The sequence below is a fragment of the Actinokineospora sp. PR83 genome, from assembly GCF_021056305.1.
Lineage (GTDB): Bacteria > Actinomycetota > Actinomycetes > Mycobacteriales > Pseudonocardiaceae > Actinokineospora > Actinokineospora spheciospongiae.
In genome coordinates, this window is record NZ_JAJCXD010000096.1 from 1 (window position 1) to 14,807 (window position 14,807).

General features: G+C 74.7%; 14 protein-coding genes. 10 read left to right on the top strand and 4 right to left on the bottom strand.

Going from position 1 to position 14,807, the window contains the following annotated elements; translation table 11 throughout:
• On the bottom strand, positions 1 to 220 hold a 220-nt coding region (locus L6E12_RS29220; protein WP_236231146.1), incomplete at its 3' end, for a hypothetical protein.
• Positions 221 to 273: 53 nt separating this feature from the next.
• Between L6E12_RS29220 and L6E12_RS29225 the strand changes: the two genes are divergently transcribed.
• The 4 genes from L6E12_RS29225 to L6E12_RS29240 all read left to right on the top strand — a co-directional run bounded on the left by L6E12_RS29225 (position 274) and on the right by L6E12_RS29240 (position 5,764).
• Positions 274 to 1,305: a hypothetical protein gene (locus L6E12_RS29225; protein ID WP_236231147.1), complete on the top strand. Its 1,032-nt coding sequence runs from the start codon at positions 274 to 276 to the stop codon at positions 1,303 to 1,305.
• Positions 1,302 to 2,267, top strand: a complete 966-nt coding sequence (locus L6E12_RS29230) for a nucleoside hydrolase (protein ID WP_236231148.1) — start codon at positions 1,302 to 1,304, stop codon at positions 2,265 to 2,267. The genes L6E12_RS29225 and L6E12_RS29230 overlap by 4 nt, the downstream gene beginning before the upstream one ends.
• On the top strand, positions 2,264 to 4,501 hold the full coding sequence (locus tag L6E12_RS29235) for a hypothetical protein (RefSeq protein ID WP_236231149.1): 2,238 nt from the start codon (positions 2,264 to 2,266) through the stop codon (positions 4,499 to 4,501). Before L6E12_RS29230 ends, L6E12_RS29235 begins: the two co-directional genes overlap by 4 nt.
• Before the next feature lie 114 nt (positions 4,502 to 4,615).
• Complete coding sequence (locus L6E12_RS29240; RefSeq protein WP_236231150.1) at positions 4,616 to 5,764, top strand: AI-2E family transporter; 1,149 nt, start codon at positions 4,616 to 4,618, stop codon at positions 5,762 to 5,764.
• Between the two features lie 19 nt (positions 5,765 to 5,783).
• On the opposite strand, the gene L6E12_RS29245 is transcribed toward L6E12_RS29240, so the two are convergent.
• Entirely contained in the window at positions 5,784 to 6,518 is a 735-nt protein-coding gene (locus L6E12_RS29245; protein ID WP_236231151.1) for an STAS domain-containing protein, read from the bottom strand.
• A gap of 163 nt (positions 6,519 to 6,681) precedes the next feature.
• Between L6E12_RS29245 and L6E12_RS29250 the strand changes: the two genes are divergently transcribed.
• From L6E12_RS29250 to L6E12_RS29270, 5 genes are read left to right on the top strand one after another with little or no spacing between them, the layout of a single operon-like run.
• Complete coding sequence (locus L6E12_RS29250; RefSeq protein ID WP_236231152.1) at positions 6,682 to 7,593, top strand: NAD-dependent epimerase/dehydratase family protein; 912 nt, start codon at positions 6,682 to 6,684, stop codon at positions 7,591 to 7,593.
• Between the two features lie 58 nt (positions 7,594 to 7,651).
• Entirely contained in the window at positions 7,652 to 9,265 is a 1,614-nt protein-coding gene (locus L6E12_RS29255; protein ID WP_236231153.1) for a carbamoyltransferase C-terminal domain-containing protein, read from the top strand.
• Positions 9,262 to 10,257 (top strand): glycosyltransferase, encoded by a 996-nt coding sequence (locus tag L6E12_RS29260; RefSeq protein ID WP_308075343.1) that lies wholly within the window; start codon positions 9,262 to 9,264, stop codon positions 10,255 to 10,257. Before L6E12_RS29255 ends, L6E12_RS29260 begins: the two co-directional genes overlap by 4 nt.
• Entirely contained in the window at positions 10,251 to 11,162 is a 912-nt protein-coding gene (locus L6E12_RS29265; protein WP_374201963.1) for a glycosyltransferase family 9 protein, read from the top strand. The genes L6E12_RS29260 and L6E12_RS29265 overlap by 7 nt, the downstream gene beginning before the upstream one ends.
• Positions 11,120 to 12,373 carry a UDP-glucose/GDP-mannose dehydrogenase family protein gene (locus L6E12_RS29270; protein WP_236231155.1) on the top strand — a complete coding sequence of 418 codons (1,254 nt, stop codon included), beginning with the start codon at positions 11,120 to 11,122 and terminating at the stop codon, positions 12,371 to 12,373. Before L6E12_RS29265 ends, L6E12_RS29270 begins: the two co-directional genes overlap by 43 nt.
• Before the next feature lie 362 nt (positions 12,374 to 12,735).
• On the opposite strand, the gene L6E12_RS29275 is transcribed toward L6E12_RS29270, so the two are convergent.
• Complete coding sequence (locus L6E12_RS29275) at positions 12,736 to 13,059, bottom strand: hypothetical protein (protein ID WP_236231156.1); 324 nt, start codon at positions 13,057 to 13,059, stop codon at positions 12,736 to 12,738.
• Positions 13,060 to 13,267: 208 nt separating this feature from the next.
• Here L6E12_RS29275 and L6E12_RS29280 point away from each other — a divergent pair, with 208 nt between their 5' ends.
• Complete coding sequence (locus L6E12_RS29280) at positions 13,268 to 13,504, top strand: hypothetical protein (protein ID WP_236231157.1); 237 nt, start codon at positions 13,268 to 13,270, stop codon at positions 13,502 to 13,504.
• 52 nt (positions 13,505 to 13,556) lie between these two features.
• Here L6E12_RS29280 and L6E12_RS29285 read toward each other — a convergent pair.
• Positions 13,557 to 14,807, bottom strand: a 1,251-nt coding sequence (locus tag L6E12_RS29285; protein WP_236231158.1) for an aldehyde dehydrogenase, incomplete at its 5' end; no start/stop codon positions are given.

Sequence of the window (14,807 nt, forward strand, 5' to 3'; positions counted from 1 at the left end):
CCTCTCGGAGTCGGGTCAGCACGTCCCGCGCCCCGATCCGCGCTTCCAGCGCCCGGCAGACCAGGTGCAGCCGCCTGATCGGAGGCAGCCCCCTCCGGGCCGTTTCCCGGAGTCGGGTCAGCGCGCCCCGCGCCCCGATCCGCGCTTCCAGCGCCCGGCAGATCAGACGCAGCCCGGCCAGTCGCACCCGCCTGACCGGCGGCAGCCCCCTCCGGGGCATTTCCCGGAGTCGGGTCAGCGCCCCGCACCCTGACCCGCGTTTCCAGCACCCGGTTGATCAGACCCGGCCCGGCCAGGCGCACCCCCGCCCGCCGCAGCCGCCTGACCGCAGGCAGCCTCCTCCGGATCAGCACGTCCCGCGTGGGCGCCCGGCCGGACCCGAGGCGCACACCGGTCAGCACCAGCGCCCGGTCGGGCAGGGGCACCGGGATCGCGGTGTGCCCGCGCACCCCGCCGATCCCGGCCGGACCCACGACCCGCGCCCCCAAGCCCAGCACCCCGACAACGGCCGCCCCGCCGAACAACTACCTGGGCGCGGCCGGTGTGCCGGTGCGCGGCGACAACGGCATCAGCCTCGTCGACACCAGCTACGAGGGGACCGTGCAGGAGATGCTCACCGCCCTCTACCCCCGGCCGCGCTTCGAGGGCCTCTACGCCTTCCACGGCCAGGACCCCAGCGACCCGCACCCGGACGCGAAGAGGGGCTACCTGGTCGACCTCGGTCCCGAGGACGGGGCTGGCAAGCCGCTGACCGAGCTGCCCGCCGACCCCGCGCGCACCTTCGCCCACCAGGACGCGATCGGCGTCATCGAGGAAACCCTGCACGGCACCATGTCCAGCCCGCGCGGCATCGGCCCCGACGGCCCGGTGCAGCAGCCGCAGCGGTTCGAGGCCGATCCCACCGGCGGCATCAACCCGCTGCGGGTGGCCGAGCCGTCCACCGACCCCGCCGTGCGGGAGGGTGCCAAGGCGATGAGCCTGCGCGCGGTGGTCGACGTCGCCGAGGAGGCCGCCGCGCGGCGGGCGGAGGGCGGGCCGTGGCGGGCGGAGTTGGCGGCCCGGGCCGAGCACGGGCGCGACCAGGTGCGGTCGTGGGTGGCCGGGGACGACCCGGACCCGCGCTTCCGCGAGGTGATGGACTCCCTGGTGCGCCGGGGTGACAAGGGCGCGGTGGAGGACGTCGAGGAGCTGACCCGCGACCTCGACCCGGAGGACCGCCGCCGGGTGTGGGCCGAGTTCGACGCGCTGCCCACGGTCCGGGAGCGCGCCGAGTACGCCGCGCGGATGGGGGAGGGCCGGTCGTGAGCGACGAACTGAACCGGGAGCGGCAGGCAGTGGTCGACCTTGCGCGGTTCGGCCTGCCGCAAACCGTTGCCGGGCAACCGTTCCCGCTCTCGGAGGAGGGTGCTCCGCTCGTCGTGGACACCGACGCTGGCGGGGACCCGGACGACGCCGTGGCGCTGGTCCTCGCCGCCGCCGAGCCGACCCTAGCCCTGGTGACCACAGTGGACGAACTGGGCGGGGAGCGGGCCCGGTTCGCCCGGCACCTGCTGGACCTGCTCGGCCGCGCGGACGTGCCGGTGGTCGCGGGCGCGGACCTGGGCAACACCAGGATGAACTGCATCGAGGGCCTGGTCCCCGACGACGTGCCCGCACAGGGCGGGGACGTCGTCGAGGCCGTCGCCGAGGTGTGCGCGCGCACCGGAGGGCCCGTGCGGTGGGTGGGCATCGGACCGGCCAGCAACCTCGCCCGCGTCCTCACCACCCGGCCGGACCTGCGCGCCCGGCTGGTGGTGACGCAGATGGGCGGGGCGATCGAGTACCGCGACCCGTCCCGCGCCGAGCACAACTTCCGGGTCGACCCGGCGGCGGCGGCGACCCTGCTCAGCACCGCCGAACTGCCCAAGCTCGTGCTGTCGGACACCACCTTCACCCCGGAGATCGAGATCACCGAGGGCTCCGACCTGCACCGCGCGCTCGCCGCGGGCCCGGCCTGGGCGCGGCTGGTCACCGCGCACCTGGACCAGTGGTTCGCCCGCTTCCACCCCGGCACCATCCAGCACGACGCCCTGGCCCTGGCCGCCGCGCTGCAACTGCCGTACGTCGACCTGTTCCACGAGCGGGTGCTGCTCGACGGGATCGGCAGGATGACCGTCGACCCCACCGGCCACCAGGTGCGGGTCAGCGACGGCGCGAACTACCCGGCGTTCCTGCGCTGGCTCACCCGCGGCCTGGAAACCGCACTGGACCGGGAGGACACCCGATGAACCGGGACGAGGCCGTCACCCGCGCCGAGGCGTGGATCCGCGAGCAGCACGGCGCCGACCGGATGGCGGTGCTGACCGAGCACGTCAAGCTCATCCGCGGCGACTGGTACGTGCCCTACGACCTCACCGACCCCGACGACGCGCTGGTGCCCCTCCCGGCCGTCGAGGTGCCCGACGACGGCGGCCCCCTGCGCCGCCACGTCCCTTCCGACGGCTGGTCGACCGGGGTTCCCGAGTCCTGGCCCGCGCCCACCGCGGCCGGGGTCTACGTCGACCAGGAGTGGGACGCGGAGACCTTCGCCCACGTGGACGTGCCGATCGGGGCGATCCTCGGGTGGCAGCGCAAGGACCACCCCGAGCAGTTCCGCCGCAACCCGAAGTACGTCCACGGCCCGGCGTGGCGCGGTGAGCCGCTGCCGTACACCCCCGCCGACAAGGCGTTCGGCTACTACCGCTGCGGGTGGCTCAACACGGCCAAGGAGGTCGCCGCACTCCTCGACGTCCAGCTCTACCTGCCGCTCACGTCCGACGGGCGGCTGGCGAACGCGGGCAGCGCCGAATCCTCCTGCCTCGCCGCCCACACCTCGCCCGCGTACCTCCCGCCCGGGACGCACGCGTGGTTGGAGAAGACCGCGCGCCAGGTCCTGACCGACGTGCCGGTCGACGAGATCTGGATCAACCCCGGGATGACCCCGGAGTCGCGGATGCCCAGGGAGCCGCTGCTGCGGGCCCTCGACCGCCACCCCGGGCCCGCCGTGCCGCCGCAGACGGGGCACCGGGGCTTCCCCCCGGACCTGGCCGACGCGCTCGACCGGGCCCGGTCCGCCGGGTTCGAGCTGGGGGGCAGGCAGTGGGAGGAGCTGCGCGAGGTCCGGGCGTGGAAGCAGGGTGGCCGCCGCGGTCCCCGCCCGCCCGCCGCGCAGGCGTTCTGGGACGCCGAGGGCGGCCGGTACTGGGACGAGCCCACCTTCTCCGCCACCGCCCCGCCCGGCCCCACCCACCACCGCTGGCACAGCGTGGTCGGCGCCTACCTGGGCTTCGCCCTCTGCGACCGCGTCTCGGGCACGAACCGCGGCCTGACCGCGGGCCTGCTGCACGCCACCGACCTGCTCGTGCGCAAGGCCGCCGGGTGGGCGCCGGACCTGGCCGCCACCGGTCTCCCGCTGCGGCCCGCGGGCTGGCTCGACCGCTGGTCGGCCCCCGGCGGACCGCAGGTCAAGGAGACGGTCGGGCTGCTCGGCGCGGTCGCCTCGGCCGCCCGCCCGCAGCTCGGCGGCTACTGGGTCGACGACGTCAGCCCGGTCTTCGAACTCCTGCTGCGCCCCGGCCGCGGCGAGCTGACCGCGGTGTTGCGGGAGTTGGGGGCGTTCCCGCACATCGTGGCGATGCGCGAGCAGGACACCCCGCTGGCCGAACAGCTCGCGGGCCTGGGCACGCCATGGGAGCGGGCGCTGCTCGTCGTGGTCAAGCTGGGCCACCGGCCGTTCGACGCGCTGCGGGTGCCCCTCGACGACCTGACCCTGATGACCGTCGGCGCCCTGCTCGGTGCCCGCCACGGGATCCGGGCCTTCCCCGGGAACTGGTTGGAGGACCTGCCCGACCGCCACCTGGTGGAGTGCCTGGCCACCACCGCGCACCGGGCGTTCGACCCGGCCCTGCTGCCCGACCCGACCCGCCTCGCCGACCACCCGGGCCTGCCGCCGATCACCCCGGCCATGCGCGCAGAGGCCGCCAAGACCCCCGGCGGCTGGCTGTACTGCGCCGACCCGGACGTCGACCCCCGCCACATCGACGGTGTCCCCACCCCCACCCTGCTCGGCGCCTACAAGATCGGCCCCGACGGCGCCTTCACCGGCGAGACCTGGGTGAACGAGGACTACCGACCCAGCCCCCGCCGCCGCGGCCTGCCCCGCCCGGAGAACGCCTTCGAGGAGGTCTTGGCGTTCGTGGCCGCCGAGTGGCTGCCCTACGAGGCGGCGGTGCGGGCCGCCCTGGACCACGAGTTCCTGATCGGCCTGGCCCCCGACGGCAACCTCGCGGTGCTGGTCGCCCCCACCGGGGCCAGGGTCCTGCCCGCCTACTCCGCGCCGCGCCACGTCCCGGAGGGCACGCCCGCGCGGCCGATGTCGTTGCGCTCCCTGCTGACCGTCCTCCCGGGAGTGACCGTCCTGGTCAACCCGGGCGGTTCGCTGGGCATCGATCTCGTCGGTGACCAGGTGGTCGCCAACGCCTGATCGTCCCCGAGCGATCACTGTGTTTCGGCGCGCGCCGGGCATGGAACCCCGGCTCGGACCGCGGAGATCGACTGGTGCGGCGAGCCCACCCACGACGCTGTTTAGGATGATCCGATGCGCGCCACGTTGAACGCCGAGAAGACCCGGACCGTGCTGCGCAACTCGGCGCGCGTGTCGCTGGACGTGCTGCTGCTGCTGGCGGTGACCGTCGTGGTGCTGTGGGTCCTGGGGCGGATGTGGTCGGTCGTCTGGCCGCTGGTGATCGCGCTCCTGCTCACCACCCTCACCTGGCCCGTCGCCCGGTTCCTGCACCGGCACCGGTGGCGCCCCGCGCTGGCCGCCTCGGTCGTCACCGTGCTGTTCCTGCTGGTCGCGGCGGGCATCATCACGTTGATCGTGCTGCCGGTGGTGCAGCAGGCCGGTGACCTGTCCGACGGCGTGGTGGCGGGCATCCAGCGCGTGCGGGAGTGGGCGGCCGGGCCGCCGCTGAACATCGCCGACGAGCAGGTCTCCTCGGCCCTGGACTCGGGGATCGAGCGGGTCAAGGACAGCGCCGGGGACATCGCCAACGCCACCGTCACCGGGGTGGGCGCCGTGGCGAGCGGGCTGCTCAACGCCGTGCTGGCGATCTTCCTGATGTTCTTCTTCCTCAAGGACGGGCCCCGGTTCCTGCCGTGGCTGACCCGGCAGCTCCCCGGGCGCCTGGCCACGCACGTGCCCGCGGTGACCGAGCGGTGCTGGGTCACGCTGGGGTCGTTCGTGCGGTCGCAGGCCCTGGTGGGTCTGCTGGACGCGGTGTTCATCGGGATCGGGCTGTGGATCGTGGGCGTGCCGCTGGTGCTGCCGCTGGCGGTGCTGACGTTCGTCTCGGCGTTCGTGCCGATCGTCGGGGCGCTGTTCGCCGGGGCGGTCGCGGTGCTGATCGCGCTGGTGTCCAACGGGTTGACCGACGCGCTGATCGTGCTGGCCATCATCGTCGTGGTGCAGCAGTTGGAGGGCAACGTCTTCCAGCCGATCCTGCAGAGCCAGAGCCTGGGGCTGCACGCGGCGGTGGTGCTGCTCGCGGTCACCCTGGGCGGCAGCCTCGCGGGCATCACCGGCAGCCTGCTCGCCGTGCCGGTCGCCGCCATGATCGCCGTGGTGTGGAACCACGTGCGCGACCGCCTCAGCGACCCGGAACCAGTCCCGGTCGGCCTCGACGCCACGCGGTCGGGCACCCCGGAACCGGGCACCGAGCCCACCGCGGAGACCGACCCGAGCTGACGGCGGGAACCGCGCCGGTTCAGACGGACACGGCGGGTTCGGTACGCAGGGTCGCCCAGACGACCTTGCCGCCGCCGGGGGTGGGCGCGGTGCCCCAGGCGGCGGCCAGGAACGCCACCAGGTCCAGCCCGTGGGTCCCGGCCAGGTCCTCGTCCGGGTCCGGCACGTGCTCCGGGTGGTGGGGGTCGTCGTCGTAGACCGCGACGGTCAGGACGCCCCGGCGGTGCTCCAGGCGGATCGTGGGGGCGGACAGGGTGTGCTGGATGGTGTTCTGCACCAGTTCGGCGCTCATCAGCAGGCAGTCCTGCGCGACCTGGTCCAGGTCCCACACCAGCAAGGTGTCGCGGACGAAGCCGCGGCCGAGGCGCATCGCGGAGTGGTCGTTGGGCAGTTCGACCCTGGACACCACGCGGCTGCCGCCGGGGTCGGCGGCCAGGGCCTCCTCGGTGGTGGCGTGCACGTCGAGGAACCGCAGCAGCGGGCTGTCCGCGCCCACCGCCCGGCTGTCGCGCCCGCACACCAGCCGCAGCGGCACACCGGGCCACCGCGAAAGCTGCTCGGCCACGGTCACGAACACCGCCAGCGCGATCGGGTCCGCGCACTGCACCGAGCGCACGTCGACGACGAGGGCCGCGGGCACCTCCGCCGCGCACCTGAGCAGGTGGCGGCGGATTTCTGCGTGGTGCGAGCGGTCGATCCGGCCCGCGATCCTGACCACGGTGGCGGTGCCCGCCGGTTCCTGGACGATGTGCAACGGAGCCAGTATGGCTTCCACCTGATCCCCTCCGACACGACGCCCACGGCGCCGAACTCCCGATGGTACGCGCGCTGACCACCGCTGATGCCGAATTGTGTGCGCCCCGACTGCGGATCCAGGTCCGCCGGTTACGGTGCCGTTCGGCGGGTAGCTCTCGGGCATGGGCATTGAACGCGCGGTGGTCACCGGTGGGGCGGGGTTCCTCGGGTCGCACGTGTGCCGGGCGCTGCTCGCGCGGGGCGCGACCGTCGTGTGCGTGGACGACCTGAGCACGGGGTCCCTGGACAACCTCCCCGACGACCCCGCCCTGGAGGTCGTCGTCGCGGACGTCACCGGGGAACTGCCGGTGCGCGGCCGGGTGGACCTGGTGCTGCACCTGGCGTGCCCGGCCTCACCGGTGGACTACCTGGCCGTGCCCGTCACCACGCTGCTCACCGGCGGCCTGGGCACCCTGCGGGCGCTGGAGCTGGCGCAGCGGAGCGGGGCGCGGGTCGTGGTGGCCTCCACCAGCGAGGTCTACGGCGACCCGGCCGAGCACCCGCAGCGCGAGTCCTACTGGGGCAACGTGAACCCGATCGGCCCGCGCAGCGTCTACGACGAGGCCAAGCGGTACGGCGAGGCGCTGACCGCCGCCTTCCGCCGCGAGCGCGGCGTCGACACCGGGATCGTGCGCATCTTCAACACCTACGGGGAGCGGATGCGCCCGGACGACGGCAGGCTCGTGCCCACCTTTGTCCGGCAGGCCAGGGCGGGGGAACCGCTCACCGTGCACGGCGACGGCGAGCAGACCCGGTCGCTGTGCCACGTCGACGACCTGGTGGCCGGGCTGCTGGCGATGGCCGACTCCGACCACCCCGGGCCGATCAACCTCGGCAACCCCGAGGAGGTCACCGTGCTGGAGGTCGCGCGGCGGGTCATCGAGGTCACCGGCAGCTCCTCGCCGCTGTGCCACGTCCCGGCGATGACCGACGACCCGCGCAGGCGCAAGCCCGACATCACCCTGGCCGGGGAGGTCCTCGGCTGGTCGCCCAAGATCCCGCTCGACGAGGGCCTGCGCCGGTCCTTCGGCTGACCGGCCGACCCCGCAGGACACCCGCCAACCAGTTCCCGACAGCCAGAAGGAGACCGCCGTGCGCGTCCTCGGCATCAACGCCGTCTTCCACGACCCCGCCGCCGCGCTGGTGGTGGACGGTCGGATCGTCGCCGCCGCGGAGGAGGAGCGCTTCTCCCGCCGCAAGCACGGCAAGCGCCCGGTGCCGTTCTCGGCCTGGGAGCAGCCGGAGCAGGCCGCCCGGTGGTGCCTGGAGCACGCCGGGCTCACCCCCGCCGACCTCGACGCGGTCGCCTACTCCTACGACCCCGACCTGACCGAGCCCTCCGACGTCCCGTGGGAAGAGCTGCGCACCGAGTACGCCCGGCGGGCGCCGCTGTTCCTGGCGACCGCGCTGCCCGGCCTCGACCCGGCGATCGTGCGGTTCGTCCCGCACCACGTGGCGCACGCGGGTTCGGCGGGCCTGGCCGCGCCGTTCGACGGCGACTGCGCGGTGCTGGTGTCCGACGGCCGCGGCGAGTGCGGGTCGCACCTGGCGGGCAGCTACCGCGACCACCGGCTGACCACGCTGGCCGCCCAGCACCTGCCGCACTCCCTGGGCCTGCTCTACGAGGACCTGACCCAGCACCTGGGCTTCCTGCGCTCCAGCGACGAGTACAAGGTGATGGCCCTGGCCTCCTACGCCGAGCCGCGCCACCTCGACCTGATGCGCGAGCTGATCCGCGCCGAGGACGACGGCGGCTTCTCCGTCGCCCCCGTCGACTGGGACACCCTGGCCAAGCGCCGCGAGGCGGGGGAGGAGATGACCCGCGAGCACGCCGAACTGGCGGCCAGCGTGCAGGTCCGGGTGGAGGAGGTGCTGCTGGACCTGGTGCGCTGGCTGCACGAGCGCACCGGTCAGCGCAGGCTCACCATGGCGGGCGGGGTCGCGCTCAACTGCGTGGCCAACACCCGCATCTTCGCCGAGGGCCCGTTCGACGAGGTGTGGGTGCAGCCCGCCGCCGGGGACGCGGGCACCGCCCTGGGGGCCGCCCTGCACGTCGCGGCCACCGAGGGCGAGCCCGCCGCCGCCATGCCGGGCGCGGACCTGGGCCGGGGCTGGACCGACGACGAGATCGAGGCGGTGCTGCGGACGGCCAAGGTCAACTACACCCGGCCCGACGACATCGCCGAGGAGGTCGCCGCCGCGCTGGCGGACAACCAGGTGGTGGCCTGGTTCCAGGGCCGCAGCGAGTACGGGCCGCGGGCACTGGGCCGCCGGTCGCTGCTGGCCAACCCCTGCCACCGGGAGAACCTGACCAGGATCAACGACGTCAAGGGCCGCGAGCAGTTCCGCCCGGTCGCGCCGATGGTCCTCGCCGACCGGGCCGCCGAGCTGTTCGAGCGCGGCCCGATCCCCAGCCCGTACATGCTGTTCGTGCACGACGTGCGCCCGCAGTGGCGCGACCGCATCCCCGCGGTGGTGCACGTGGACGGCACGGCCCGGGCGCAGACCGTCTCCGCCGACAGCGAGCCGCTGATGGCCGGGGTGCTGCGCGGGTTCGAGCGGCGGACCGGGGTGCCGGTGGTGGTCAACACCAGCCTGAACACCGCGGGCAGGCCCATGGTGGACGACCCGCGCGACGCCCTGGAGTGCTTCGGGTCCGCGCCGGTCGACCTGCTGGCCATCGGCGGCTTCGCCGTGCGCCGATGACCCGCGCGCCGATGACCCGCGCTTCGACGACCCGGTATGCCGTGGTGGTCCCCACCGTGGGCCGCGAGAGCCTGCGCGCGGTGCTCGACGCCCTGCACACCGGCGACGGCCCGGACCCGGTGGAGGTCGTGGTGGTCGACGACCGGCCGGTGCCGGGCGAGCTGCCGCTGCCGGACACGGCGCTGCCGGTGCGGGTGGTGCACAGCGGCGGGCGCGGTCCCGCCGCCGCGCGCAACGCGGGCTGGCGCGCGGTCGATGCGGAGTGGGTCGCCTTCCTCGACGACGACGTGCTCCCCCCGCCGGACTGGCGGGCGCGGCTGGCCGAGGACCTCGACGTGGACCCGGACGTGGCTGCGACGCAGGCCCGGCTGTCGGTGCCGCTGCCGCCGGACCGGGCGCCGACCGACTGGGAGCGCGGCACCGCCGGGCTGGCCGACGCGAAGTGGATTACCGCGGACATGGCCTACCGCCGCTCGGTGCTGGCCGAGGTCGGCGGTTTCGACGAGCGCTTCCCGCGCGCCTACCGGGAGGACGCCGAACTGGCGGTCCGCGTGCAGGACCGGGGCCACCGGATCGTCTCGGGCAGCAGGCACACCACCCACCCGGTGCGCCCGTCCGACTTCTGGGCGAGCCTGCGCCAGCAGCGCGGCAACGCCGACGACGCGCTGATGCGCAGACTTCTCGGCCCCGACTGGCGCAACCGCATCGGCGGTCACCCCGGCAGGCTGCGCGCACACGCCCTGACCACGGCGGCGGGCGCGGGCGCGGTGGCCGCCGGTCTGCTCGGCGCCCGGCGCACCGCCCTGGCCCTGGCCGGGGTGTGGACCGGGCTCACCGCCGCGTTCGCCACCCAGCGGATCGCCCCGGGGCCGCGCACCCCGGAGGAGGTGCTGCGGATGGTCGCCACCAGCGTGGCCATCCCGCCCGCGGCGTGCGCGCACCGCCTGCGCGGCGAACTGCGGCACCGGGGGGTGCGGCGGTGCGCATCCTGATCCTGCGCGCGCTGGGCCTGGGCGACCTGCTGACCGCGGTCCCCGCGCTGCGCGCCGTCCGCCGGGCCTTCCCCCACGCGGAGATCACCCTCGCCGCCCCCCGGTGGCTGGCGGAGGTGGTGGACCGGATCGACGCCGTCGACCGGCTCCTGCCCACGGCGGGCCTGGTGCCGATCGAGTACGCCGAACCCGACCTGGCGATCAACCTGCACGGGCGCGGACCGCAGAGCGTCGACCTGCTCCGCGCCACCCACCCCGGCCGGTTGATCACCCACGGCCCGGAGCACCCGTGGAACGACCACCAACACGAGGTGCTGCGCTGGTGCTCGCTGCTGGCGCACTCCGGCATCCCCGCCGACCCCGACGACCTGCGGCTGCCCGCCGGGGAGCCCAACGGCGCGATCGTGCTGCACCCCGGCGCCAGCCACGGCTCCCGCCGCTGGCCCGTCGACCGGTACGCCGAACTGGCCGGGGAACTCGGCCCGGACGTGGTGGTCACCGGCAGCCCCGACGAGGCGGACCTGGTGGCGGCGGTCGGCGCCGCGCGCACCCAGGTCGGCGGGCTGGGCGCGCTGCTCGACCTGATCGCCGGGGCCGGGGTCGTGGTGTGCGGGGACACCGGGGTCGCGCACGTCGCCACGGCGTTCGGCACGCCCTCGGTGCTGCTGTTCGGCCCGGTGTCGCCCGCCCTGTGGGGCCCGAGGTCCGGCCCGCACCGGGTGCTCTGGCACGGCGGCACCGGCGACACCTTCGCCGCGGCACCCGACCCGGGCCTGCTGCGGATCACCGTGCCCGAGGTGCTCGGCGCGGTGCGCGACTTGGTGGCCGGGCGACCGGCCGGACGATCGAGAGGAGCGACGGGATGGCCGCGATCGGCGTCATCGGCGCGGGCTACGTCGGACTGACCACGGCTGCCTGCTTCGCCGCGCTGGGCCACCGGGTGGTGTGCGCGGACCGCGACGCGGACCGCATCAGCGCCCTGCGCCGCGGCGAGGTCACCGCGCACGAACCCGGCCTGCCCGACCTGGTCTCCGACGGCCTGCGCTCCGGCGCGCTGTGCTTCACCGGCGCCAACGCGGAAGCCTTCGCCGACACCGACTTCGTGTTCCTGTGCGTTCCCACCCCGTCCGGTCCCGACGGCGCCGCCGAACTGGGGGTAGTCCGCTCGGTGCTGGCCGAGATCGGCTCACGAGACTGCCGGGTGGTGGTCAAGTCGACGGTCCCGCCGGGAACGGCGGCAGCGCTGTCCCGGGAAACCGGGATCGCGCTCGTGTCGAACCCGGAATTCCTCCGCGAGGGCCACACCGTGGCGGACTTCCTGCACCCGCAACGCATCGTCGTCGGCGCCGCCGACCCGGAGGACGCGCGCGCCGTGCTCGCCCTGTACCCGCAGGCCCCCGCGATCGTCACCGACCCGACCACGGCGGAACTGGTCAAGTACGCGGCGAACTGCTTCCTGGCGATGAAGCTGTCCTACGCCAACTCCCTGGCCGAACTCTGCGAGGTCTTCGACGCCGACGTGGCCGCGGTGACCGCGGGCATCGGCTCCGACACCCGCATCGGCCCCGACTTCCTGCGCCCCGGCCCCGGCTGGGGCGGCTCGTGCTTCCCCAAGGACACCCGCGCCCTGGCCGCAGCCGCGGCAGCGGCCGGGGTGGACTTCCCGTTGCTGACGGCCACGATGTCGACCAACGACCGGCAGGCGGACCGGGTGCTGCGGCGCGTCGTGGCCGAAACCGGGCCGCTGCGCGGGGCGCGAGTCGGCGTGCTTGGCCTGACGTTCAAGGCGGGCACCGACGACCTGCGGGACTCGCCCGCGCTGCGGGTGGCCGAGCGGTTGGTGGCCGCCGGGGCGGCGGTGCGTGCTTTTGATCCGTGCGTGCGGGGGCCCGTTGACGGCGTGGAGGTGGTGGAGTCGGTGGGGGCCGCGGTCGAGGGGGCTGTGGCGGCGGTGGTGCTGACCGAGTGGCCGGAGTTCGGTGCGCTGTCGTGGGCGGAGTTGAAGCCGACGATGGCGTTGCCGGTTCTGGTGGACACGCGGTGCGTTGTGCCGGTCGAGGCCGCTCGGGAGGCCGGGATGCGGGTGGTGCGGTGGGGGAGCGCTTCGGTGGGGTGACGCTGGGGTCTTCAAAGCCCGGTCGTTTGGTGTGGGTGCCCGGCTGGGTGGATGTGTTCGGGCGGGGCCCCTATGGCGATCATGTGCCCAGTGTGACCGAGTGGGGCTGAAGGGATGCCCCACAGCCCGGGCAGGCTTGCACATGATCGCCACCCCCGGCCAAACACATCCACCCACCCGGGCAGTTGGGCAGCCGGGCCTGCGGTTTTCGGGCGGCCGGGTGTCGCTGCGCCTGCGGGGGGCGGTGGCTGGTTGTTGCTGCGCCGGTGGGGTTCGGGATGGCTGGTGGCTGGGCCTGCGGTTCGTGGGGCGGTTGGCTTTGGGGACAGGCCCTGGGCCGGTGGCGGTCGCGACTCCGGGCCTCAACCCGCGAGGGCGCCGTCGATGATCTGCTGGAGCTGCTCGGGTGGCAGGCGGTCGGCGTCGGGGGCCTCGGACAGGAGTTGGGCGCGGATGCGTTCGCTCGCCGCCGCGATGACCGACTGCGCCACCTCGGCCGGGTCGCCGCTGAAGGACTCGGTGTCCGCGCGGCTGGTCAGGCGTTGCACGAACTGGTCCCAGTCGTCGCCCGCGCCCGAGTTGTCGAGGTCGCGGTACTCGTCGCAGACCAGGGTGAACCAGCGCTGTGCGTCCGTGCTGCTCCCGTGGTGGACGGCGGTCACGACCTCGGCAAGTGCGTAGTCCATGGTGGCTCGTTCCTCGCGCGGTCCGTCGGAGCTGGGCACGACGACGGTATGCGTGCGGTGAGCGGCGGGCACCGTGTCCGCGGCCGCCTCCGCGGGCACCGTTCGCTGCGCGTCCGGGCGGTGCGCGGGGGCAGGCCCGGCCGCGGCCGGTCTCGTGGCGTCGACCCGTCGAACAACGCCGGACCACGTGAGAGACGGGTGCCAGACGATGACCCCACCGGAGCCCGATGCCCAGGAGTTCATGGAGAACGTGGCGGGGAGCCTGGATGACCGGGGCTACTCCGCGATGGCGACCTTCCCGCGCAGCGAGATGCCCGACTCGGACGTGACCAGCATGGGCGGCCAGGGCAGCGAGCAGATCGCGGGCGCGATCGTCGAGAGCTTCATCAGGGAGCGCTGGGACTCGATCGTGGAGACCACGCGCGGGATGCTCGGCTCGAACTAGGCCGTGTCCCGACGCGACGAGCGCCGCGGCGGTACCGCGGCGCTCGTCTGGCTCAGCGTTGCCGGGGGAGTCCGATGTGGACGACCTTGGTGGTGGTCATCTCGTCCAGCAGTTCCGGGCCGTAGCCGTACCCGGTGCCGGAGGCGCCCCTCGGCTGCGCGGCCCCGCCGGGGGCGCCGCCGAAGACGGCATTGACCTTGACCGTCCCCACCGGCAGAGCACGCCAGGCGCGCTGGGCGTTGGTCATGGAGGCGGTCAGGACGGTGGCCGCCAAGCCGTGTTCGTCCTGACAGGCCAGGCCCAGGCCCTCGGCGAACGAGGCGACCACGCACACCGGGGCGACCGGGCCGAACGTCTCCTCCCGCATGACCCGCATGTCCGGGGTGCAGCCGCGCAGGACGGTGGCCGGGTAGTGGGCACCCTCCCCTTCCGGGATCGCACCGCCGACCAGGGCTTCGGCGCCGGCGGCGACGGCTTGGGCCACGTGGCTGTGCACGGCTTCGCGGTGGCGGCGGTCGACCAGGGGCTGGGGGTCGGCGTTCCACTCGCGGGCCTCGGCGCACAGGGCTTCGAGGAATTCCTCGGCGATGTCCTGGTGCACCAGGACGCGCTCCACCGACGTGCAGATCTGGCCCGCGTTGGCGAACGCCCCCAGGGCGGCCTGCTCCGCCGCCCACACCGGGTCCACGTCGGCGTCGATCAGCAGGGCGTCGTTGCCGCCGTTCTCCAGCAGGGCCTTGGCCCCGGTGGCCGCGGTGGCGGCGGCGATCGCGCGGCCGGTGGCCGTGCCGCCGACGTGGGCCACCACGTCGACCGACGGGTCCCCGGCCAGGCGGGCGCCGACCTCGCCGTCACCGGTGACGGTCTGGAGCACGCCGGGTGGGAAGTGCTCCGAGAGCAGGTCGCCGAGGCGGGCGCCGGTGTGCGGGCAGCGCTCGCTTGGCTTGTGCACCACCGTGTTCCCGGTGACCAGGGCGGCGCCGAGCAGGCCGCAGGCCACCGCGACCGGGTCGTTCCACGGGGTCAGCGCCACGACCAGCCCGCGCGGTTCGGGGACCATCAGGTCGGTGGCGGCGGGGGAGCCGAGCAGCGAGCGGCCCCGGTGCACCGGGCCCAGTTCGGCGTACTGCTCCAGTGTGGACACACCGGCCAGTACGCCGTCGCGGGCCGAGTCGACCGGGCGGCCGGTCTCGGCGGCCACCGTCGCGGCCAGTTCGTCCGCCGCGGCGCGCAGCGAGGCCGCCGCGGCGCGGACCGCGGCACCGCGCTCGGCGGCCGGGGTGTCGGCCCACGGGCCGCGGGC

Coding starts and splice junctions, on each gene's coding strand:
- L6E12_RS29260 (WP_308075343.1), top strand. CDS start 9,262: ATGACCCGCGCGCCGATGACCCGCGCTTCGACGACCCGGTATGCCGTG.
- L6E12_RS29240 (WP_236231150.1), top strand. CDS start 4,616: ATGCGCGCCACGTTGAACGCCGAGAAGACCCGGACCGTGCTGCGCAAC.
- L6E12_RS29280 (WP_236231157.1), top strand. CDS start 13,268: ATGACCCCACCGGAGCCCGATGCCCAGGAGTTCATGGAGAACGTGGCG.
- L6E12_RS29270 (WP_236231155.1), top strand. CDS start 11,120: ATGGCCGCGATCGGCGTCATCGGCGCGGGCTACGTCGGACTGACCACG.
- L6E12_RS29275 (WP_236231156.1), bottom strand. CDS start 13,059: ATGGACTACGCACTTGCCGAGGTCGTGACCGCCGTCCACCACGGGAGC.
- L6E12_RS29235 (WP_236231149.1), top strand. CDS start 2,264: ATGAACCGGGACGAGGCCGTCACCCGCGCCGAGGCGTGGATCCGCGAG.
- L6E12_RS29250 (WP_236231152.1), top strand. CDS start 6,682: ATGGGCATTGAACGCGCGGTGGTCACCGGTGGGGCGGGGTTCCTCGGG.